This is a genomic window from Actinomadura rupiterrae, assembly GCF_024172125.1.
Classification (GTDB): Bacteria; Actinomycetota; Actinomycetes; order Streptosporangiales; family Streptosporangiaceae; genus Spirillospora; species Spirillospora rupiterrae.
The window spans coordinates 19,164-39,628 of record NZ_JAMZEA010000011.1; the positions used below are offsets into that span (position 1 = coordinate 19,164).

Below are 20,465 nucleotides of genomic sequence, written 5' to 3' on the forward strand. Positions count from 1 at the left end.
GGACAGCGGGGTGAGCACGGACCGAGCGGTGCGGCTGACGGTGAACGGGAAACCCCACGATCCGGTGCTGGACCCGCGCAGCACGCTCGTGGACGCGTTGCGCGACAGCCTGGGCCTCACCGGCACCAAGAAGGGCTGCGACCGGGGCGAATGCGGCGCCTGCACCGTCCTGGTCGACGGCAACCCGGTCCTGGCGTGCATGACGCTGGCGGCGGCGGCCGAGGACCGGCAGGTCACCACTATCGAGGGCGTGTCGGACGGCCAGGGCGGCATGCATCCCGTCCAGCGGGCCTTCTGGGAGGCCGACGCCCTGCAGTGCGGTTTCTGCACGTCCGGCCAGGTGATGTCGGCTATCGCCTGCATCGACCAGGGCCACGCCTCCTCCCGCGGCAGGATCAGGGAGTGGATGAGCGGGACCCTCTGCCGCTGCGCGGCGTACCCCCAGATCGTCGACGCCGTCGAGACAGCAGCCCGCGAGTCCGCATCGACCGGCGAACCCGTAACGGTCCGCGAGTCCGTACCGACCGGCGAGGCCGGAGCAGTCCGCGAGAGGGAGGCGGGACGATGAGGGCGTTCGCCTATGCCCGGCCGGGCACGCTGGAGGAGGCCCTCGCCGCGCTGCGCGAGCCGGGGGCGGACCTCCTCGCGGGCGGGACCGAGCTGCTCAACTGGATGAAGGACGGGATCGAGGCACCGCGGACGCTGCTCGACATCACCGGGCTGCCCCTCGGCGAGGTGGCCGCCGCCGGCGACGGAGGGCTGCGGATCGGCGCCGTCGCCAAGATGAGCCACGTGGCCGCGCACCCGCTCGTCCGCGACCGGTATCCCGTGGTGCGCGAGTCGCTGCTGCAGGCGGCCTCCCCTCAGCTCCGCAACATGGCGACCATCGGCGGCAACCTGATGCAGCGCACCCGCTGCCCCTACTACCGCGCGGAAGACGGGACGGGCTGCAACAGGCGGGTGCCGGGGTCGGGCTGCGCCGCGCTCGAATCCGGCGACACGTCCGCGCACGCGATCTTCGGCTGGAGCCCGTCCTGCGTGGCGACGCTGCCGTCCGACCTCGCGGTCGCGCTCGCCGCTCTGGACGCCGAGTTGGTCACGGTGGGCGACCGGGGAGAGCGGCGCATCCCGGTCGCGGAGTTCCACCGGCTGCCGGGCGAAGAGCCCGCGCGCCACAACGAGCTGCCGCCCGGCGAGCTGATCGTGGCGGTCGTGATCCCACCGCCTCCGGACGGCGAGGTTTCCCGCTACCTCAAGGTCAGGGAGCGCGCGTCGTACGGGTTCGCTGTCGTGTCCGCCGCCGCGGCCGTGGTCCTTGACGGCTCTGGCGCGGTGGCCGGCGCCAGGGTGGCGCTCGGCGGCGTCGCGCACCGGCCCTGGCGGCTGACCGAGGCCGAGTCGGCGCTGCGCGGGGTCCCCGTCCAGGATGCGGTGGCGGTGCGCGCGGCGGTAGAGCGGTCCTTCGCACAGGTGGACCCCCCACCCGGCAATGGCGTCAAAGTCGAACTGGCCCAGCGCGCCGCTGTCCGCGCGCTGCAGATGGCGGGAGGCGCGGCATGACGACCCTGGACACGCCCGACCAGCCCAGTCCACCGAGCCCCGATGGCCCTCTGCGTCCGGACGGGCCTGACAAGTTGACCGGCGCGGCCCGCTACACCGCCGACGTCACCGTCCCGGGGATGCTGAACGCCGCGCTCGTCCCCGCCACGATTCCGGTGGGGAGGGTCGCCGCCGTGGACGTCTCGGCGGCCGTCCGGGCACCCGGGGTGCACGCGGTGCTCACCGCCGCGGACATGCCCGATCTGCAGCCACTGCCGTCGCCGCCGCTCGGCCACGGCAGCCTGCCCATGCGCGACGACGTGATCCGCCACGAGGGGCAGCCGGTGGCGCTGGTCCTGGCCGACAGCTGGGAGCAGGCGCGGTACGCGGCCGGGCTGGTCGGTGTCGAGTACGCCGACACCGCGGCGCCGCTGGCCTTCGAGGACGCGCCGGACGAGACGCCCGCGAGCGGCCACGCCTTCTGGCCCACCGACGCGTCCGTGGGTGACGTGGAGGCGGGCCTGCGCGCCGCGGACGTGGTGGTGACCTCGGACTACGGCACCGCCGACCGGCACGCCAACCCGATCGAGCCGTCGGCGACGCTCGCGGTCTGGGACGAGTCCGGCTCGCTGCTGGTCCACAGCTCGGTGCAGGCGCTGCGGCTGACGCACATGACGCTCGCCGGGATGTTCCGGCTTCCCCCGGAGAAGGTGCGGGTCATTTGCCCCTATGTCGGCGGCGGGTTCGGCGCCAAGGGGTACATCTGGTCCCACACGATTCTTGCCGCCGCGGCCGCCCTGGTGGTGCGCCGTCCGGTGAAGATCGTGCTGACCCGCGCGCAGATGTTCACCCTGTCCGGCCATCAGCCCGTCAACCGGCAGACCGTCACGCTCGCGGCCACCCGGGATGGTGCGCTCACCGCGATCCGGCACCACTCCACGCACCCCACCGCGCGCGAGGACGGTTACGTCGAGGGCGCCACGCGCTCGACCGGCTGGCTGTACGCCTGCCCGGCGATCGAGACCCGGATGCGGGTGCGCCGCGTCGACCGGCCCAACCCGACCGCGATGCGTTCGCCCGGCGAGGGCATCGGCCTGTTCGCGCTGGAGACGGCGATGGACGAGCTGGCCGCTGAGCTGGGCATGGACCCGGTGGAACTGAGGATCCGCAACGAGCCCGAGCACGAGCCGATGACCGGCCTGCCGTTCTCCACCAGGACGCTCGTCCGCTGCCTGCGCGAGGGCGCGCGGCGGTTCGGCTGGGAGCGGCGCAGCGCCGAGCCCCGCTCGATGCGCGACGGCCACGACCTGATCGGCTGGGGCGTCGCCGCCGCGAGCAAGGACTCCATCGGCGCGCTGTCCTCGGCGCGGATCTCCATGGAGGCCGACGGGCGGGTGTGCGTGGAGACCGCCATCCAGGAGATCGGCACCGGCATGCCCGCCGCGATCCAGGCGGTGGCGGGCCCGGTGCTCGGGGTGGCGGCCGAGACGGTGCGGGTCCGGCACGGCGACACCTTGCTGCCCGCCGCGAGCCCGTCGATCGGCTCGATGTCGGCGCTGAGCGTCGGCTCGGCCGTTGAGCTCGCCGCGACGCGGCTGCGGGACGAGCTGGAGGCGGCCGGCGGCCTGGAGGGGCTGCGCGCGGCGGGCCTCGAACGGCTGGAGGCCGAGGCCACCTGGGACCCCGCCGAGCACATGCGGGAGAAGCTGTCGCGCAACGCCTACGGCGCGGTCTTCGCCGAGGTGCGGGTGGACGCCGACCTGGGGCAGGTGCGGATGAGCCGGTGCGTGGGCGTCTTCGGCGCGGGACGCATCCTCAGCCCGGTGACGGCGCGGAGCCAGATGATCGGTGGCATCGCCTGGGGGTGCGGGCAGGCCCTGCTGGAACGGTCGGTGCTGGACACACGCCGGGGCCGGTTCCGCTCGAAGAACCTTTCGGGCTACCTCGTCCCGGTCAACGCCGACATCGGCGATGTCGACGTCTCGTTCGTCGAGGACGACGACCGGCGGGTGAGCGCGGTGGGCGCGAAGGGGATCGGGGAGCTCGGCGCCATCGGTGTCGCGGCCGCGATAGCGAACGCGGTGTCCCACGCGACCGGTCGGCGGATGCGCGAGCTGCCGATCCGCATCGAGCACCTCCTCTAACCGCCGTCGCCTCCGCGTCCGCGTCCCGCCCTTCCAGAGGTGCTGCTTCTTCGGAGGGCCGCGGATGCTGCGGTCCCTACGCGCCGGCCTCTCCGGAGGCGGCTTTCTCGGGTGGGTGCTGGCTCCGGCCGCCGTCGCCGTTGGGAGAGGAGTCCTGGAGGACGAGGGCCTGGAGCAGCTCCTTGAGGGTCTGGATCTTGTCCGCGGAGAGCGGGGTGAGGAACTCGCGCTCGGCGGCGTCGGCGTCGAGGTCGGCATGGGCCAGCATCGCCCGGCCCTCGTCGGTCACGTCGACGATGTTGCGCCGCCGGTCGGCCGGGTCGGGATGGCGGGTGACCAGGTCCCGGCCCTCCAGGGCGTCCAGCAGTTCGACCATCGAGGTGCGGTCGATGCCGAGCAGGCGCGAGCCCTGCAGCTGGGACATCGGCCCCTTGGCGGCCAGCACCCGCAGCACGGCGAGCGACCGGCTGTCGATGCCGTGCGGGGCCAGTGCGGCGGCGTTGACCTCGTACAGCCTGCGGTAGGCGCTCTTGAGCAGGTAGCCGAGGCGGCTGGTGAGCTCTTCGGAGACTTCGCTGGACACGTCAACAACTATACAACTAGAATACTGTCAGGCAGGCTGACAATCGGGTTAGGTGATACATCCTCACCCTGACGTTTGCCTCGTCCGGCTCGCCCGCAGTGCCGGTGCGGGCCGCAAGCACCGTCGTCGAGCCCTGGAAGCTCCCCCAAATGAAGCTCCCCCCAACGAAGAACTCCCTTCCTGATCGAGCGTCATCGAACACAAAGGGGCGTCGAAATGACTAGTCCGGCACGTCCCCCCGGAAGCGCGGCGGCATCGTCCGGCGCGCGGGACGACCGCTACAAATGGATCGCCTCGTCCAACACCACCATCGGCATGTTCATGGCGACCCTCGACGGGTCGATCGTGATCATTTCGCTGCCCGCGATCTTCCGGGGCATCCACCTGGACCCGCTGGCCCCCGGGAACATCGGGTTCCTGCTGTGGATGGTGATGGGCTACCTGCTGGTCATGTCGCTGTCGGTGGTGACGGTCGGCCGGCTCGGCGACATGTTCGGGCGGGTCCGGATCTACAACCTCGGATTCGTCGTCTTCACCCTGACCTCGCTGGCGCTCTCGCTCGATCCCTTCACCGGGTCCGCGGGCGCCCTCTGGCTCATCCTGCTGCGGCTGGTCCAGGGGTTCGGCGGCGCCATGCTGGTCGCCAACTCCGCGGCCATCCTCACCGACGCGTTCCCCGCCAACGAGCGCGGCAAGGCGCTCGGCTTCAACCAGATGGCCGGCATCGCCGGGCAGTTCATCGGCCTGGTCGCGGGCGGCCTGCTCGCCATGGTCGACTGGCGCGCCGTGTTCTGGGTCAACGTGCCCGTCGGGGTGATCGGCACGGTCTGGGCCTACCGGAGCCTGCGCGAGATCAGCACCTCCAGTCGCGGACGCATCGACTGGTGGGGCAACATCGCCTTCGCGGCCGGAGTCGGCGCGATCCTCGTCGCCATCACCTACGGCATCCAGCCCTACGGGTCGCACTCGATGGGCTGGACGAACCCGTGGGTGCTCACCGGCCTCATCGGCGGCGCCGCCATGCTCGCGGTCTTCGTCCTGATCGAGACCCGGGTCAGCAACCCGATGTTCCACCTGAGCCTGTTCCGGATCCGCACGTTCACCGCCGGGAACATCTCCGGCTTCCTCGCCGCGATCTCGCGCGGCGGCATGCAGTTCATGCTGGTGATCTGGCTCCAGGGCATCTGGCTGCCGCTGCACGGCTACAAGTTCGAGGACACCCCGCTGTGGGCCGGCCTGTTCCTGCTGCCGCTCACCTTCGGGTACCTGATCACCGGCTCCTTCGCCGGGATCATCTCCGACCGGTTCGGGGCGCGGGCGCTGACCGTGGGCGGGATGGCGCTGTTCGGCCTGTTCTCCCTGGGCCTGTGGGCGCTCCCGGTGAACTTCTCCTACCCGGTGTTCGCCGTCCTGGTCTTCCTCGGCGGCGTGGGCGCGGCGATGTTCGCCGGACCCAACAACGCCGAGATCATGTCGAGCGTCCCGGCCAACCGCCGGGGAGCCGCCTCGGGCATGCGGGCGACGTTCTCCAACTCCGGCAACACCCTGTCGATCGGGGTGTTCTTCACCCTCATCATCATCGGCCTGTCGGCAGGCCTGTCGCACTCGCTCACCACCGGCCTGGAGGCCCAGGGCGTCCCGTCCGGCATGGCGCACGACGTCGGCGCGATGCCGCCGGTCGCGGCCCTGTTCGCGGCGTTCCTCGGCGTGAACCCGATGCACGGCCTCCTGCAGCCGGGGACGCCGCTCAGCACCCTGCCGCAGTCCAAGGTGCACGCGCTGTCGAGCAACACGTTCTTCCCGCACGTCCTGTCCGGGCCCTTCCACCACGCGCTGATGGTCGTCTTCGCCACCGCCGCCGTGATGGCCTTCCTGGCGGCGCTCGTGTCGCTGGTGCGCGGGCCGAAACTCCAGGAGAAGGCGGCGCCGGTCGCTACGCCGGCCGCCACCGTGGCCCAGGAGCCCGCACCCCCCAGGGGGTGAGGGACGCCGGACCACGTCCGGGGCAGGTTCTTCCGGGTCTGAACGGCGCGGCACAGACCCGGAAGGACCGCCCGCGTCAGGGGGTCGCCAGCAGTTGCTGGAGTTCGGCCACGGCCTGCTTGAGGTGGTCGGCGAAGGCGTGCATGGCGGCGGCCACCGGGCGGGGCGTGGACAGGTAGAGGTTGAAGCGGTCGGGCAGCAGGACGTAGCCGACGCCGATGCACTGCAGGCTCGTCGACCCGAAGCCGAAGAACTGGATGTTGGTGGACGGCGCCGAGCTGGTGCTGAGGTAGTCGTCGCGCATCTTGATCCAGCCGGGCGTGTCGTACAGCGGCAGCGGCTCGGTCACGCCCAGCTCGGCCCCGCGCCGCTTCTGGATCAGCTGGAGCTCCCACAGATGCTGCTCGGGCACCTGCCCGGCCTGGCTGTCCTTGGCGCGCCGGACGTGGGCGTCGGCGGCGGCGCGGTAGGCGGCGCGGCGGGTGTCGGCGTCGGCGGACGGGTCGTCCATCACGTCCGCGAACCGGACGGCCTCGGGCGTCACCACGCGCATCGCCTCGGTGCGGCCGCGGCGCAGGTGCCGGGTCGCGATCGACTCGTAGGTGGCGCCGAGGAAGCCCTTGGCGCGCCGGTGCGCGAGCTGGTAGGCCATCTGCACGAACGCGTCGGGCGAGGTCTTCAGCTCTTTGGCGCGCGTCGAGCCGAAGTCGTCGAACGAGACGGTGGTCGTCGCGGTGTCGGCCGCGTACTGGGCGAACGACGCGTCCGCGGCCCGGATCTTGTCGATCAGCTTGTCGGTAAGGACGAAATCGACGGTCTCGACCGCCGGGGTGCCCTGCGGCTGGGCGCCGGACTGCGCCGACTGCTCCTCGGCCGGCGCGCCGAGCAGGGCGTCGACGAAGCTGAGGATGGTGGTCCCGTCCAGGCCGCAGTGCTCGACGTTGATGCCGGCCGTGCCGTCCGCGAAGACGATCAGCGAGACGGCCTTGTCGAACCAGCGGTTGGCGCTGTCGCCGTGCAGCAGCTGGTCGCAGGCCTGGAGGTTGTCCCGCGGGGTGAGGTCTTCCAGGCAGACGCAGAACAGCGCCGTCTCGATCGTGTCGAGCGCGGCGGCGTTGGAGGGGTGCGCGGCCAGCAGCGCGTCGCGGTCGGCGGCCCATTCGGCGCGCGCCTCGGTGGTGAGGTGACCGACCGACGCCTCGGGCCGCGCGTCCGCGGCCAGGATGGCGTCCAGCCCGGCGGTGATCTCCGGCAGGGTATGCGGACGGCCGGACGATCCGATCACGTCCATCCGGAACATGGTGCCCTGATGAAACACCACGATGTGCCGGGCGGGGGAGGGGCCCGGACTGGCGTCGCTGTAGGGGGCGCGGACGGTGTCCTGCACCGCGCCGGGGATGCGCGTGGTGGAGAACAGGAACTTGTTCTGCTCCATCGTCAGCGGCTGCCCGCGCTGGACGATCGGCGGGATGCGCTCGTCGTCCAGCAGCAGCTTGTAGTTCACCGCCGCCGCGATGAGGCCCGCCGCGCGCCCGACCTGCCCGGCCGCGGCGTCCTTGAACAGGAAGAAGAAGTTGGCGTTGAGCGCGATGCGGTCGCGGCGGCCGAGGTAGCGGTAGGGCCAGAACGTGTCGAGCCAGCTGTGCACGCCCTCGCTCGCGTCGTAGGCCTCCAGCGCGGCGTGCAGCCTGCGGCCCGGACCGTCCGGGCGGAGGAACGCGGCGAGCTCGCGCTCGGTCTCGGCCAGCTCCTCGGCGGTCAGCAGCGGCGCGCACCACTCCAGGAACCGCCGGCCGCTGTCGTCCAGCGACGGGACCGGGATGCGCGGCAGGGTGTCCTCGTTGTCGAACGTCCGGGGGGTGGTGTTCACTGCGGTCCTCGTTCTGGATGGTGCGGCCGGGAGAGGTAGAGCTGCGCGTAGAGCCAGCCTTCGGACTCCAGGCCGGACGGGTCCACGGCCGCGCCGTGCAGCGCGTCCAGCACCTGCGCCTGCTCGTCCGGGCCGGCGAAGCGCCGCTGCTTGAAGACGCCCTCGTGCCGGACGGTGTCGTAGCCCGCCGCGGCGAGGGTGTCGGCGATCGGGTCGAAGGGGAACATCCGCAGGACGAAGTGTGCCATCCACGGCCGCCGTCCGCCGTGCGCTTGGACGATCCGCGCGATCGTCCGCTCGGTCACGTAGCCGATGCATCCGGTGGAGATGACCAGGTCGGCCTCGGCGAGCTGAGCGCGCTGCGGCTCGGTGGGGTCGCCGGCCTCAAGGTCGGCGTGGATCGCCGCGTCGATGAACCCGGCGTCCACCGCGTAGGACAGGGCGCTGTCCGAGGCGTCCAGTCCTAGATAGCGCGCACCGCCGGAATGGTCGTGGGCCCGGACGAACGCGCGGTCGCGGGCCAGCAGCGAGTCGTGGGTGTAGAAGTCGCGGTCGCAGTAGCGCTCGTACAGCTGCTCCATCGTGACGTCGCAGCGCAGCAGCGCCGCGTTGATGCCGTAGGAGCAGCCGATGTCCAGCACGGTCGGCGACGCGACCCCGCTGACCTCGCGGTACTGCTGGAGCAGCGCCGCGAAATGCGGCTTGGCCGCCTGGGGGATCTGGTAGTCCAGCGCGCGCAGGGTGGTGAAGTAAGCGCGCGGGTCGGGCTCGGTGTAGATGTGGTCGAACGAGGCCTTGCCCGTGGCGTCGGTCCGTGTTGCACCCGGAGCGTGGGGGCGCCTGGCGCCCGTGGTCTCGGTGTACATCGCCTCAGTCCAGAAGCCGGTCGACGCGGACGGCGCGGCCCTCGGCCCGCAGGTGCTCGGGGAGCACCCGGCCGAACAGCTGCCGGGTGCGGGCGACGCTGCCGACCACGCCCGGACGCTCGCTGTAGGCGAAGATCGCCGAATGGCGCGGTGTCGCGCCCCGGACCTCGCTGACCCGGTGCAGCGAATAGCGTCCCTTGAAGAGCTGGAGATCGCCGGGCCGCAGCGAAAGGCGCCGGACGTCGCCGCCGCGCCCTTCGAGGACGTCGCGGACCTCGGTGAAATTCTCGTCCTCGGCCGATCTGATACCCGGGCAGTATTCGAACACGCCGCCCTCATCGGGTTGCTGCGTCACCATGCTCACCGTGAACTCGTTGGTGTCGAAATGCCACGGGTGTTCCATCCCGGGATTGACCACGTTGAGGCACAGCCCCGACAGCGGATCGGCAAGCTCGTGGACCCGGGGCAGCCCGAAGCAGGCCGCGATGAACTGCTGGAACACCTCATCGCAATACAGCCGGTGGATGATGAAGTCGGCAGGAATACGGTCGCGCGGAACGAAGGCGTTGCCGCGCTCGAACGGGATGCGTCCGGGATGGTCGGCCGGGAGCGAGGGATCGGCGGCGATGTTGTAGACGTTGACGGTCTCGACGTCGTAGTGCGCCAGGGGAGCGGCCGTGGCGCATTCTTCGCGCAATGCGCCGAGCAGCGGGCCGCGCACGAAATCGGGCAGCACGCTGCAGCCGGAATTCTCCAGATCGCGCCGGACGCCGGCGATCAGCGGCGCCGGATCGGACAGGGGATAGCGGGTCGTGTCGACGACCTGGTCGACCGTGCGAGCCATCGGTGCGCCCATCAAGATCCTTTCTGCGGACCAGGAAAATTCATAGCACACCGAATGAGTATCACTCGATGATCGATTTATGCTCGTACCCTTGTAAATTGCCGTCACACAGGGCCACGTGACCTGCGAGTACGGCAACCCCCACCCGCCCCACCCCCCGCGCCCTCCCTTTCCCACCCTGTGTCCCACATCACGTCCCGCCCCGGAGACGCCCTTTTCCGGACCTCCAATGGCGCAGCTTTAGGACCGGTTGAAATCCGCCCGCCCAGCCGAGGTCCGCTGGGCAGCTCGGTTGCTGGGGGCTTTCGTGGGCGAGCAGGTGTTGGACGCGATCATGGGGCCCTTGCCCTGACGGTGCGGCAGGGCAAGGGCCCCATTTGAGGCGGGTTAGGCGATCGGGGCTTCCCAGGTGGCGCGCCAGGTGTCCGGGCCTACGATGCCGTCCGGGTTGAGGTGCTTTTCCTTCTGGAAGGCGATGCAGACCCGGCGGGATTCGTCGCCGTAGACGCCGTCGACGGTGATGGTCCATCCGCGCTTGTGCATCTGTGCTTGCCAGGTGCGGACGCTGGTGCCCGTCGAGCCGACCTTCAGGTAGACGCCGGGCCATGCCGGAGCCTTGCCGGGTGGGGTCGGCTTGCCGCCGGGACGGGGCGCGCCCTTCTTCACCCAGGCATACAGCCGGTCGCCGGGGCAGGAGGTGCTGTAGCCGTCGCGGTGCCCCTTGATCTGCGAGCCCGCGTCACCCGCCTCGCGGAGCCATTCGATCGCGTCCCGGAGGCCGTTCAGCATCGCGTCCGACGGGACGACCAGGCCCTTGTCGCCGACCAGGCCGCACACCGCGTAGTGGTCGGTGTTGAGACCGGGGCCGTTGGCCGCGCACAGGCGGTGCGGGCCACGCCCTTCGTAGACGTAGCCGTGCGGGCAGACCAGCGCGTTGTAGGCGATGTCGGCCCAGCCATTGCCGTCCATGTGGTCGCGCTGGATCGACTTCACCAGTGCCGTGCACCGGTCGTGGTCGTCGGTCAGGGCGGGGGAGATGGTCTCGCCGACGTAGTGGACCTTCACGCCCTTGGTACTGGCGAGGCGGGTGTAGTTCTTGGGGGCACGGGCGCCCCACTGGGCGCGGTGGATCAGCTTCACGGGCGGGCTCCTGACGACGAGGGCCTCCGCATCGGTCCCGAAAGGGGACGGGAGCGACACGTCGGCAGTGGGGTCATCGGCGTTCGGGGTGAAGTTTCCGGGAGTGCTGTTACCCGATGTGTCGCCGCCGTTACGCGGCGACATGTACCGGCGAACCACGTTACCGACCAGGATTGCCAGAAGTCCTGAGATCTGCTGAATGATCTGCTGGGTCTCGTCCCCGCCCGGCGGAACCCGTCCCCGCGGTGGCCCGGACTACCGGGAGCCCGTCGCAGGGGGCGACTTGTAGTAGGACTTCTCCAGGTAGGCGACCTCGTGCGGGCGATAGGGCTCTTCCAGGTAGGCGGCCTCGTCCTCGTCGAGTTCGACGTCCACCGCGGCCAGCGCGTCGGCCAGCTGGGACGGCTTGGTGACCCCGACGATGGGCGAGGACACCACCGGGTTGCGCATGACCCAGGCGAGGGCGACCTGGGCCGGGGACAGGTCCCGCTTGCCCGCGATCTCGTGGACGCGCTCGACCACGGTCCGGTCCTCGTCCCGGTAGAGGGACGTGCCGCCCGGGTCGGTCTCGGCACGCGCCGTGGCGGCGTCCCAGGGCCGCGTCAGCCTGCCCCGCGCCAGCGGGCTCCACGGGATGACGCCGATGCCCTGGTCGGCGCAGAGCGGGAACATCTCCCGCTCGGCTTCCCGGTGGATGAGGTTGTAGTGGTCCTGCATCGACACGAACCGCGTCCAGCCGTTCAGGTCGGCCAGGAACAGGGCCTTGGCGAACTGCCAGGCGTGCATGGACGAGGCTCCGATGTAGCGGACCTTCCCCGACTTGACCGCGTCGTGCAGCGCCTCAAGGGTCTCCTCGATCGGGGTGTCGTAGTCCCAGCGGTGGATCTGGTACAGGTCGATGTAGTCGGTCCCCAGCCGCTTCAGGGACGCGTCGAGCTCGGCGAAGATCGCCTTGCGGGACAGCCCGCCGCCGTTCGGGCCGGGACGCATCCGCATCCAGACCTTGGTGGCGAGGACCACCTCCTCGCGCCGGGTGAAGTCCTTCACCGCCTGCCCGACGATCTCCTCGCTGCTTCCGGCGCTGTACCCGTTGGCCGTGTCGAGGAAGTTGACGCCGCCCTCAAGGGCCTGCTTGATGATGTCCCGGCCGGCGTCCGCGCCCAGCGACCAGGGCTGCCCGCCCCGGCCCGGCTCGCCGAAGCTCATGCAGCCGAGGGTGATGGCGGAGACTTCCAGTCCGGTCGTTCCAAGCTTGATGTATCGCACGCAGTCGAACCTAGGAGCTGGAGTGCGCTCCGACGCAAGTTCGGAAACGGGACGATGGCCAAGACTTGACTTCGAGCGCGCGCGAAGTCGGAAGGTTCTACGCATGCGTTACACCACGATCGGATCCGACCCGGCGACCGCCCGCACCGTCAGTGCCCTCGCGCTGGGAGCGATGCGCTTCGGCACCACGACCGACGAGGCGACGTCGTACGCGATCCTGGACCGGTTCGTCGAAGCGGGCGGCTCGTTCATCGACACCTCGAACAACTACGCGTACTGGGTGAACGGGACCCAGGGCGGTGAGAGCGAGGCGCTGCTCGGCCGCTGGCGGCGCAGCCGCGGCGTCACCGACGAGGTGGTGATCGCCACCAAGGTCGGGGGCCGTCCGACCAAGCCCGCGACCCGGCTCGCCGACCACGCCGAAGGCCTCGCCCCAGCCGTCCTGCGGGAGCAGGCCGACCGCAGCCGCGAGCGGCTCGGCGTCGACCGGATCGACCTCTACTACGCGCACATCCCGGACATGTGGCACGGCACCCCGCTCGCCGACACCGTCGCCGGGTTCGGGGAGCTGGTCGCGGACGGCACCGTGGGCCTGCTCGGGCTGAGCAACTTCTGGGCCTGGCAGCTTGAGCGGGCGCGGCGGCTGGCGGACGCCTCCGGGGCGGCCCGGGCCGATGTGTTCCAGTACCAGCACAGCTACCTGCGGATGCGGACCGACATCCCGGACCCGCGTTTCGGCCAGGACGGCGAGTTCGGCACCGCGGACGGCTCGATCCTCAGCTATGTGCGCGCCGAGGCCGGCACCACCCTGGTCGCCTACTCACCGCTCCTGGGCGGCGCCTACGCCCGGCAGGACAAGCCGCTGGACGAGGCCTTCGACCACCGGGGGACGACCAACCGGCTGGCCGCGCTCGACGCGGTCGCGCGGGAGACCGGAGCGACCCGGAACCAGGTCGTCCTGGCCTGGATGATCGGCGGCGAGCTGCCCGCCGTGCCGCTCGCGGGCTTCTCCTCGCTCGCGCAGCTGGACGAGGCGCTGGCGGCGGTCGACCTCGACCTCACCGACGATCAGCGGCGGCGGCTCGACGAGGCTCACTGAGCGCGGTGTCGGGACCCTCGCAGGTGGCGATGGCGCCGGTGTGGTAATCGATCTTGCGGTCGATCGCCGCGAGGTGCTCCATCGCCTCCGCGAGGTTCCGGCGCACCCGCTCCCGGTGCGCGGCGAGCAGCTCCAGCCGCTCGCGCTCGTTCCCGGCGCCGTTGCGGACGGCCTCCGCGTAGCGCCGGATCTCGCGGATCGGCATGCCGGTGGCGCGCAGCTTGCTGATCAGGTCGATCCAGTCGAGGTCGTGCTCGGTGTAGCGGCGGTGCCCGGACTCGGCCCGGCTGACGCCCAGCAGCAGCCCGTCCCGCTCGTAGTAGCGCAGCGTGTGCACGGTGAGGCCGGTGCGCGCGGCTGCATCGGCAATGGTCAGGCCATGGTTCGTCACGAGATCAGCATTCTGCCTGGAGTGCGCTCTAAGTCAAGGGCGCGACGCGTCGCTCGCCCCGGCACAAGCTCCCCGCCTCCTCAGCCGACGCGTTGGGCTAGGGAGACGATGATGCCTTCCGGGCCGCGCACATAGGCCATCCGCCAGGACTGCTCGTGCTGGCCGACGCCTCCGACCAGGCCGTAGCCGTCGGCGGCGAGTTGGTCGAGCGCCGCGTCCAGGTCGTCCACCTCGAAGGCCACGTTGCGCAACCCGAGTTCGTTGGCCATGGCGTCGGGAAGGCCCGGCCGGTGGTCGGGACGGTCGAAGCTGGACAGCTCCAGCGTGGTGCCGCCCCCGGGCGGGGCGAGCATCACGATCTGGGTGCGGGAGTCGGGGATGCCGATGACGGTGTCGAGGAACTCGCCCTCGACGGCCATCGGCGCGCCTACGACCTCCAGGCCGAGCCGGACGAAGAACTCCGTGGCTGCGGCCAGGTCCGCGACGGTGATGCCCACGTGGTCGAAGCGGCGGATGCGCGACCCCGGCCCCGGTGGCTGATCCGAGGGCTTGCGGTCGGTGCGGGACGGGGCTGACGCGGGGCGTGCTGCGGCGTCTTCGGGGTCGAGCATGCTTTCTCCTTTACCAAGTGGGGTGGGACGGGATCGCTGGTCAGCGGGCATGGTCGGCGCGCCAGTCCACGTAGTCGGCGACCGCGCGGTGCAGGTCGTAGGCCGGGACGAAGCCGGTGTCGGCGACCAGGCGGGTGATGTCGAGGTAGGGGTCGGGGCCGGTTCCGCTGCTGCGGCCGGGGTGCAAGGGCAGCCGGGCGCCGGGCACGGCGGCCTGGACGGCCTCGACCAGCTGGCGCCCGGTGTACGGGGTGCCGTTGGAGACGTTGTAGGTGTCGTGCGCCAAGGTGTCGGCGGCGATCAGCGAGGCGATGGCGCGTCCGGTGTCGGGGGCGTAGCACAGGTCCCCGCCGTCGTCGGCGTACAGCGGCGCCGGCTGCTCGCCCCGCAGGACGGTACTGATGTAAGGCGGGATCGGGTTGAAGGGCGACGCGGGGTCCATCAGCGGTCCCCAGGTGCTGCCGATCCGCAGCACGACCGGATGCACGCCGGTGCCCTGCAAGGCGTTGGTGACCAGAGGTTCGACGGCCTTCTTGAACGCGATGATCGGATGCGGCACCTGGACGGCCGGGATTTCCAGATCCTCGTGCCAGGGGATTTCGGGCCGGCCGATGTAGGCGCCGAGGCTGCTCGCGACCGCGAACCGGCGCACCTTCCACTGGCGTGCGGCGTCCAGGGCGTTGAGCAGGCCCGCGGTGTCGGTGCGGAAGTAGGGGAGCGGGTCTGCGCCGGGGACGCTGCCGGCGAGGTGGACGATGTCGCTGATCGAGTGCCGCGATCCCAAGGCGAGGAAGGCGTCCCGGTCGGTGACGTCCAGCGGTTCCACCACGACCCGATCGGTCAGGAACGCGGGGACCTCGGTGCGCCCGTGGGCGGTCACGACGACGTCGCGTCCGAGGTCGGTCAGGGCGCACGCGGTCTGCGCGCCGATCATGCCCAGGCCGCCGGTCACCAGGATCATCGGGTCACCTCGTAGTGCAGGTGCGTGACGTCCGGGGCGGTGACCGCGTCGAGCAGCCGCAGCCGGACGTGCGCGGGCAGGGGCTGGAAGAACGGCCGGCCGGCGCCGAGCAGGATCGGCACCTGGTGCAGCACCACCTCATCGACCAGCCCGGCCGCCAACGCCTCGGTCGTCACGCTTCCGCCCATCAGGGCCACGTCCCTGCCGCCGGCCAGGTCGCGGGCGACGGCCAGGGCGTCCTTGATACCGGTGCTGACGAAGGTCTGCCGGGCGTGGTCCTGCGGCGCCGGGCGGTGGCTGAGCACGACCAGCGGCGCGTCCGGGTGCGGGGTGCCGCCGCCGTCCCAGCCGGAGTCGTCGTAGGTGTTGCGGCCGCAGAGGGTGGCGCCGATGCGGGCGGCGAGCGCGTCGAAGACGCGGACGCTGGGCTCGCTCAGTGTGAACCCGTTGAACACCGTGCTGGGGCTGTCGCCGCTGAAGTACCAGTCGAACAGCATCCCGGCGTCGCCGAGGCCGCGTCCCGGACCGGGGTCGCGGCCGGTGATGTAGCCGTCGACGGAAACCGACAGCGCTGTGATGACCTTGCTCATGAGCCGGCCTTCCGTGGGTGATCAGGCACACGGTGACGCTATGAGGTGGCGCGGCGGTTCGTCTTGAACGAATCGCGCATGCGTCAAAGCCGCCGCCGTGGCGTCCTGCGGGAGGCGAGGAAGGAGCGGTAGGACGCGGCGTGGTCGTGTTCGCGCAGGCAGCGGTCGACTTCGCCGCCGAACAGGGCGCTGGGCGTGACACCGGCCAGGCGCAGGCATTCCCGGGTGAGGTGGGACTGATCGGCGTAGCCGACATCGGTCGCGAACCCGGCCATCGATTCGGCGCCCGGCTGGCCGAGCGGCGTGGTCGCGGCCTGGGCCAGCGCCAGGAAGCCCTGGAACCGCAGGGTCCGCTGGAGCACCTTCGGGGACACGCCCACCACGTGCAGGCAGCGGCGGCGCAGTTGGCTGGCCGACAGTCCCAGGTGCGAGGCGAGGACGCCGACCTCGGCCCGCTGCCAGGGCATCAGCAACCGGACCGCCTCGTCCATGAGCCGATCCGGTCCGGGCGCCGCACGCATCTCCTGCAGCAGGCGGGCTTGGAGCAGCGCGAGGGCCGCTTCGGGGGTGGGCGCGTTCATCATGGCCTCGCCGAGCTGGTCCACCCACCGGTGCCCCAGTTCGCGCAGCGTGACCCACTGGTCAAGCAGTTCGGCCGGGGCGACCGGGAGCAGCGGGTTGCTGCCGGGGCGGAACCGGATCCCGACGATGGTGGTACGGGCCGGGACGATGTCCAGAGCCGGGCCGGTCAGCGGACCGAGCAGCTGCGGCTCGCCGCCGAGCGGCCAGTGCAGGTCGACGCCGCCTGCGGGGAGGCGGCGCTGGACGTAGGGCACGTCCTCGGTGCGGTGCACCCAGACCGTCTGCACCAGCGCCGCCAACCCCGGTTCCGGCAGCCGCTCGACGTAGGACCGCACTACTCCGGTGTCGGCTTCCAGGGCGGACGCGGCCTCGCCTGCAGGCAGCGGCGCCTGGATGGTCTGCTCCCGTCTCCGACCGCTCACGCACCCGTCCTCGCTGCTCGCTCGCCGGCACCCTCGGCGAGGCCACCTCGAACGCGATCTCACTCGTCCAGGTAACAGCTTACTCACGTGAGTAACTACGACGGCTCGCCCTCGGGTCCGTGATGCCGCGACATGCCCGATTCGAGGCGATCTTGTAAGGTGCGATGTCGCCTGGTGCTCATGACGTGGCCGCTGGTGCGGTTCGCAGGGGAAGGGGTGCGATGGTCGCGGACATGGTCGGAACATGGGTGGCGGGCTGGGCGAGGTCGCGGCGGACGCCTCCGCCGGTCGCGCATCCCTGGGGCTTCTACATCGACGTCGCCGACGACCCCGCCGAGGTGGGACGCCACGTCCTCCCCGAGGCCGAGGAGCAGCTGGTCCGGCGCGCCGCCGCCTCGGTGACCGACTCGCGGACCTGGATGAAGATGCCCGCCGAGCCCGAGGACGTCGAGCCGTGGCTGTCGCCGGGCTGGGTGATGGCCTGGGAGGACGCCGGCCACCTGATGGCCCTGGACCTCGCGGCCACCGCGCCGCGTCCGCCCGACGGGTACAGCGTGACCGTGGAGTCTCTGGACGGCGTCGTCCACCTGCGCGTGCTGGACGCGGCGGGCGAGCCGGCGGCCAAGGGGCAGATGGCGGTCCTCGGCGAGGCCGTGGTGGTGGACCGGGTGCGGACCGAGGAGGCGCATCGGCGGCGCGGCCTGGGCGGCTTCGTGATGCGCGCGCTCGCCGACGAGGCCGTGGACCGGGGCGCGGTGCTGGGCGTCCTCGGCGCGACCGACGCCGGACGCGCGCTGTACCAGACGCTCGGCTGGAAGAAGCACGCCACCCTGGCCGAATGCGTCTACCGGCCCTGACACACCTCCCGGCGGGACGCCGGCAATTGACGAAGGCCGTTCACCGAACCGTCGTTCCGGACGGGGTGAAGGTGACCGGAAGTTCGGCGAGTCCGCGCAGGGACGACGTCCGCCAGCGCAGTTGTTCGGCGGGCTTGGCCAAGGCGAGGTCGGGAAGGCGGCGCAGGGCCGTGCCGATGGCGACTTCCGCTTCGAGGCGGGCGAGGGCGGCGCCGAGGCAGAAATGGATGCCGTGGCCGAATCCGACGTGCGGTGTTTGGCTGCGGTGAATGTCGAACCGGTGCGGCGCGCTGTAGCGGGCCGGGTCGCGGTTGGCGGCGGCCAGGGAGGTGACGACCAGATCGCCGCGGCGGATGCGGGTTCCGGCCAGGTCGAGGTCGCAGGTGGCGAAGCGGGCCAGGCCCGTCCCGATCGGGCCGGTGTAGCGGATCAGCTCTTCGACCGCCGCGGGCAGCAGGTCCGGATCGTCCCGCAGGACGGCGAGCTGGTCGGGATGCAGCAGCAGCGTCATGATGCCGGTGCCGACGAGGTTGACGGTGGTCTCGTGCCCGGCCAGCACCAGCAGGATCGCCATGCCGAGCAGCTCGCGGTCCGACAGCCCCTCGGCGGACGGGCGCGGACGGGCCAGGTCGCTGAGCAGGTCGTCCTGCGGGGCGGCGCGCTTCCGGGCGATCAGGTCGGTGAAGTAGCCGGTCAGCATCCGCTGCGCGTGCTCGGCCGAGCGCAGCACCTCCGGCGGGTTCGGCGGTAGCACCAGGGCGATGGACCAGCGTCCGAAGGCGTCCCGGTCCTCCAGCGGCACGCCCAGCAGCTCGCAGATCACCGCCATGGTGAGCGGAAAGGCCAGGTCGGCGACCAGATCGGCGTGCCCGGTGGGGGCGACCTCGTCCAGCAGCAGGCCGGTGATCTCCTTCACCCGGGGCCGAAGCGTGGCGACCCGCCGGACGGTGAAGACCCGCGACACCGCCCGCCGCAGCCGGGTGTGGTCGGGCGGGTCGGTGGACAGCAGGCTGACCTCCAGCACGCTCCGCTCACCGCCGGCGGCGCCTTCGGCTGGTTCGCCGGGCCGCGGTCCGGTCGGCGGACGGGTGCTGAACCGGGCATCGGTCAGGACGGTCAGCACGTCCTCGTAGCCGGTGACGACCCAGAACTCGCCCATGCCGGGCTTGCCGACGCGCTGCACCCGCCCGGCGTCCCGGATCCGCTCCATGAGCGGGTAGGGGTCGAACATCGAGGTGAAGTCGGCGGGAAGGTGATGCACCGCGGGCGGGGTGACCGGCGTCATTTGCCGTTCCTTTCCTGGTCCGGCGCGCGAACGGTGATCAAGGGTTTATCAGAAGGCCGCGCCGGGCGGCATGGGCGAAAGTGGTCACGCGCCTTTGCAGCAAGGGTCACCAGCGCATTCATCGAAAACAACGCGCGCAGTCCCGTGCCTGGCCGCTCGTGGCCGCAATTCCTCTTGCATTCGGTCGCTGGATGCCTTAAAAACCCCGTCCAGATCAGTCGGCCGGGACGGAGCGGGGGAGTCCCCGCGTGATCAGGAACGCCGCGACCACGCCGACCACCGCGGCCCCGAACACCACCAGATGCAGCGGGACGATCTCGGCGACGGCCCCCGACAGCGCGAACCCCATGCCCTGCCAGAACATCAGGCCGGCCGCCTGGAGCGCCAGCGCGCGGGCGCGCAGCGCGTCCGGAGCGGTGGCCAGCAGCAGCCGGTCCAGGCCGAGGTGCTGCGCCCCGCCGACCCCGGCGGTCAGCAGCACGAGCAGCGTGACGACCAGGCAGGGACGCATCACGTACACCAGCAGCGGCACGAACATCACCATGTTGAGCGCGGCGACCCACCGCACTTGCAGCGCCGGACTCGCCAGCCAGGTGATCAGCACTTCCCCGAGCACGAACCCGGTGGGTAGCGCGCCCATCAGTAGTCCGGTCTGCACGCTGCCCGCGTGCAGTTCGCGCGCGTAAGGGATCGCCAGCGCTTCGGGCGCGGCGGCCAGCATCGGCAGCACCCACGCGATCGCCAGGATCTGGCCGACCGGACGGAACCTCAAGACCTGTCCCAAACCCGACAGCGAGTCGCGCAGCAGCGGCGGACGGGCGTCGGCGTGCGGGAGCCGTTCCCGCGTGCCGATCCGCAGCACCGCCGCCGAGGTGACGAAGCACGCCGCGTTCACCAGCAGCGCGCCGCTGGGGGAGATGACCGTGAGCAGCGCGCCGCCGACCGCGAACCCGGCGATCTGCGCGCCCTGGGTGACCACGCGCAGCAGGCTGCGTCCCGGCGCGTAGGCGTGGTCGGGCAACACGTCCGCGATGGTCGCGGCGCGCGTCCCGGCGAACACCGGGGCGATGAGCCCCAGCAGGGAGGCCAGCACCAGCAGGACCGGCACGGGCGCCGCCGGAACCGCCATCAGCGCCGCGACCGTCCCTGACAGCAGGTTGCACACCACCAGCAACCGCCGCGGCGCAAGGCGGTCGACCAGCGACGACAGCAACGTGCCCGCCAGCAGGTAGGGCATGAAGCCCACCGTGAACACCAGCGCCGCCAGGAGCGGTGACCGGCTGCGCCCGTACACCAGCACCGTCAGCGCCAGCTCGGCGACCACGGTGCCGAGCATCGAGATCACGAACGACGCGAAGATCGCGCGGAACTCGCCGACGGCCCACGCGTCCCGGTACCGGCTCCGCTGAACTGACGCCACTGTCATACCTAG

At 71.3% G+C, this 20,465-nt stretch carries 19 protein-coding genes; 6 read left to right on the forward strand and 13 right to left on the reverse strand.

The genetic code is table 11. From position 1 onward, the window contains the following. Nucleotides 1–10 precede the first annotated feature (10 nt). Genes FHU30_RS33890 through FHU30_RS33900 form a run of 3 tightly spaced genes read left to right on the forward strand, consistent with a single transcriptional unit; the run spans nucleotide 11 to nucleotide 3,683 of the window. On the forward strand, nucleotides 11–568 hold the full coding sequence (locus FHU30_RS33890; protein ID WP_253881611.1) for a (2Fe-2S)-binding protein: 558 nt from the start codon (nucleotides 11–13) through the stop codon (nucleotides 566–568). After that, entirely contained in the window at nucleotides 565–1,560 is a 996-nt protein-coding gene (locus FHU30_RS33895) for an FAD binding domain-containing protein (RefSeq protein ID WP_253881613.1), read from the forward strand. The genes FHU30_RS33890 and FHU30_RS33895 overlap by 4 nt, the downstream gene beginning before the upstream one ends. Then, nucleotides 1,557–3,683 (forward strand): xanthine dehydrogenase family protein molybdopterin-binding subunit, encoded by a 2,127-nt coding sequence (locus FHU30_RS33900; RefSeq protein ID WP_253881614.1) that lies wholly within the window; start codon nucleotides 1,557–1,559, stop codon nucleotides 3,681–3,683. The genes FHU30_RS33895 and FHU30_RS33900 overlap by 4 nt, the downstream gene beginning before the upstream one ends. Before the next feature lie 76 nt (nucleotides 3,684–3,759). On the opposite strand, the gene FHU30_RS33905 is transcribed toward FHU30_RS33900, so the two are convergent. Then, a complete protein-coding gene (locus tag FHU30_RS33905) occupies nucleotides 3,760–4,266 on the reverse strand; it encodes a MarR family winged helix-turn-helix transcriptional regulator (RefSeq protein ID WP_253881615.1) in 507 nt (168 codons plus the stop codon). Between the two features lie 216 nt (nucleotides 4,267–4,482). On the opposite strand from FHU30_RS33905, the gene FHU30_RS33910 reads away from it, so the two are divergent. Beyond that, complete coding sequence (locus FHU30_RS33910) at nucleotides 4,483–6,249, forward strand: MFS transporter (RefSeq protein WP_253881616.1); 1,767 nt, start codon at nucleotides 4,483–4,485, stop codon at nucleotides 6,247–6,249. Nucleotides 6,250–6,325: 76 nt separating this feature from the next. Here the strand turns inward: FHU30_RS33910 and FHU30_RS33915 are convergent, their stop codons facing one another. The 5 genes from FHU30_RS33915 to FHU30_RS33935 form a co-directional block, all read right to left on the reverse strand. Beyond that, entirely contained in the window at nucleotides 6,326–8,119 is a 1,794-nt protein-coding gene (locus FHU30_RS33915; protein ID WP_253881618.1) for a choline/carnitine O-acyltransferase, read from the reverse strand. Next, the gene (locus FHU30_RS33920; protein ID WP_253881619.1) at nucleotides 8,116–8,985 is read right to left on the reverse strand and encodes a class I SAM-dependent methyltransferase; all 870 of its coding nucleotides are present in this window, start codon (nucleotides 8,983–8,985) and stop codon (nucleotides 8,116–8,118) included. The genes FHU30_RS33915 and FHU30_RS33920 overlap by 4 nt, the downstream gene beginning before the upstream one ends. 4 nt (nucleotides 8,986–8,989) lie before the next feature. Then, a complete protein-coding gene (locus tag FHU30_RS33925; RefSeq protein ID WP_253881620.1) occupies nucleotides 8,990–9,841 on the reverse strand; it encodes a HalD/BesD family halogenase in 852 nt (283 codons plus the stop codon). A gap of 375 nt (nucleotides 9,842–10,216) precedes the next feature. After that, nucleotides 10,217–10,969: a peptidoglycan recognition protein family protein gene (locus FHU30_RS33930; RefSeq protein ID WP_253881621.1), complete on the reverse strand. Its 753-nt coding sequence runs from the start codon at nucleotides 10,967–10,969 to the stop codon at nucleotides 10,217–10,219. 255 nt (nucleotides 10,970–11,224) lie between these two features. After that, nucleotides 11,225–12,235, reverse strand: coding sequence for an aldo/keto reductase (locus FHU30_RS33935; protein ID WP_253881622.1), 1,011 nt, complete (start codon nucleotides 12,233–12,235; stop codon nucleotides 11,225–11,227). 103 nt (nucleotides 12,236–12,338) lie between these two features. Between FHU30_RS33935 and FHU30_RS33940 the strand changes: the two genes are divergently transcribed. Further along, entirely contained in the window at nucleotides 12,339–13,334 is a 996-nt protein-coding gene (locus FHU30_RS33940; RefSeq protein WP_253881623.1) for an aldo/keto reductase, read from the forward strand. Here FHU30_RS33940 and FHU30_RS33945 read toward each other — a convergent pair. The 5 genes from FHU30_RS33945 to FHU30_RS47365 all read right to left on the reverse strand — a co-directional run bounded on the left by FHU30_RS33945 (nucleotide 13,294) and on the right by FHU30_RS47365 (nucleotide 16,891). Further along, nucleotides 13,294–13,725 carry a MerR family transcriptional regulator gene (locus tag FHU30_RS33945; RefSeq protein WP_253881624.1) on the reverse strand — a complete coding sequence of 144 codons (432 nt, stop codon included), beginning with the start codon at nucleotides 13,723–13,725 and terminating at the stop codon, nucleotides 13,294–13,296. The two genes, FHU30_RS33940 and FHU30_RS33945, sit on opposite strands and share 41 nt — an antisense overlap. A gap of 80 nt (nucleotides 13,726–13,805) precedes the next feature. Beyond that, nucleotides 13,806–14,336 carry a VOC family protein gene (locus FHU30_RS33950; protein WP_253881625.1) on the reverse strand — a complete coding sequence of 177 codons (531 nt, stop codon included), beginning with the start codon at nucleotides 14,334–14,336 and terminating at the stop codon, nucleotides 13,806–13,808. A gap of 40 nt (nucleotides 14,337–14,376) precedes the next feature. Then, complete coding sequence (locus FHU30_RS33955; protein ID WP_253881626.1) at nucleotides 14,377–15,297, reverse strand: NAD-dependent epimerase/dehydratase family protein; 921 nt, start codon at nucleotides 15,295–15,297, stop codon at nucleotides 14,377–14,379. Beyond that, nucleotides 15,294–15,887 (reverse strand): dihydrofolate reductase family protein, encoded by a 594-nt coding sequence (locus FHU30_RS33960; RefSeq protein WP_253881627.1) that lies wholly within the window; start codon nucleotides 15,885–15,887, stop codon nucleotides 15,294–15,296. The genes FHU30_RS33955 and FHU30_RS33960 overlap by 4 nt, the downstream gene beginning before the upstream one ends. Nucleotides 15,888–15,970: 83 nt before the next feature. Next, the gene (locus FHU30_RS47365) at nucleotides 15,971–16,891 is read right to left on the reverse strand and encodes a helix-turn-helix domain-containing protein (RefSeq protein ID WP_253881628.1); all 921 of its coding nucleotides are present in this window, start codon (nucleotides 16,889–16,891) and stop codon (nucleotides 15,971–15,973) included. A 233-nt stretch (nucleotides 16,892–17,124) separates the two neighbouring features. Between FHU30_RS47365 and FHU30_RS33970 the strand changes: the two genes are divergently transcribed. Next, nucleotides 17,125–17,748: a GNAT family N-acetyltransferase gene (locus FHU30_RS33970; protein ID WP_253881629.1), complete on the forward strand. Its 624-nt coding sequence runs from the start codon at nucleotides 17,125–17,127 to the stop codon at nucleotides 17,746–17,748. Between the two features lie 40 nt (nucleotides 17,749–17,788). On the opposite strand, the gene FHU30_RS33975 is transcribed toward FHU30_RS33970, so the two are convergent. Continuing rightward, nucleotides 17,789–19,033: a cytochrome P450 family protein gene (locus tag FHU30_RS33975; RefSeq protein ID WP_253881630.1), complete on the reverse strand. Its 1,245-nt coding sequence runs from the start codon at nucleotides 19,031–19,033 to the stop codon at nucleotides 17,789–17,791. 214 nt (nucleotides 19,034–19,247) lie between these two features. Beyond that, on the reverse strand, nucleotides 19,248–20,459 hold the full coding sequence (locus FHU30_RS33980) for an MFS transporter (protein ID WP_253881631.1): 1,212 nt from the start codon (nucleotides 20,457–20,459) through the stop codon (nucleotides 19,248–19,250). Nucleotides 20,460–20,465 lie beyond the last annotated feature (6 nt).

What these genes read in the sequence shown, in the direction of transcription:
- FHU30_RS33895 (WP_253881613.1), top strand. Translation starts at nt 565, where the DNA reads ATGAGGGCGTTCGCCTATGCCCGGCCGGGCACGCTGGAGGAGGCCCTC.
- FHU30_RS33900 (WP_253881614.1), top strand. Translation starts at nt 1,557, where the DNA reads ATGACGACCCTGGACACGCCCGACCAGCCCAGTCCACCGAGCCCCGAT.
- FHU30_RS33910 (WP_253881616.1), top strand. Translation starts at nt 4,483, where the DNA reads ATGACTAGTCCGGCACGTCCCCCCGGAAGCGCGGCGGCATCGTCCGGC.
- FHU30_RS33920 (WP_253881619.1), bottom strand. Translation starts at nt 8,985, where the DNA reads ATGTACACCGAGACCACGGGCGCCAGGCGCCCCCACGCTCCGGGTGCA.
- FHU30_RS33925 (WP_253881620.1), bottom strand. Translation starts at nt 9,841, where the DNA reads ATGGGCGCACCGATGGCTCGCACGGTCGACCAGGTCGTCGACACGACC.
- FHU30_RS33940 (WP_253881623.1), top strand. Translation starts at nt 12,339, where the DNA reads ATGCGTTACACCACGATCGGATCCGACCCGGCGACCGCCCGCACCGTC.
- FHU30_RS33950 (WP_253881625.1), bottom strand. Translation starts at nt 14,336, where the DNA reads ATGCTCGACCCCGAAGACGCCGCAGCACGCCCCGCGTCAGCCCCGTCC.
- FHU30_RS33955 (WP_253881626.1), bottom strand. Translation starts at nt 15,297, where the DNA reads ATGATCCTGGTGACCGGCGGCCTGGGCATGATCGGCGCGCAGACCGCG.
- FHU30_RS33960 (WP_253881627.1), bottom strand. Translation starts at nt 15,887, where the DNA reads ATGAGCAAGGTCATCACAGCGCTGTCGGTTTCCGTCGACGGCTACATC.
- FHU30_RS33970 (WP_253881629.1), top strand. Translation starts at nt 17,125, where the DNA reads ATGGTCGGAACATGGGTGGCGGGCTGGGCGAGGTCGCGGCGGACGCCT.
- FHU30_RS33975 (WP_253881630.1), bottom strand. Translation starts at nt 19,033, where the DNA reads ATGACGCCGGTCACCCCGCCCGCGGTGCATCACCTTCCCGCCGACTTC.
- FHU30_RS33980 (WP_253881631.1), bottom strand. Translation starts at nt 20,459, where the DNA reads ATGACAGTGGCGTCAGTTCAGCGGAGCCGGTACCGGGACGCGTGGGCC.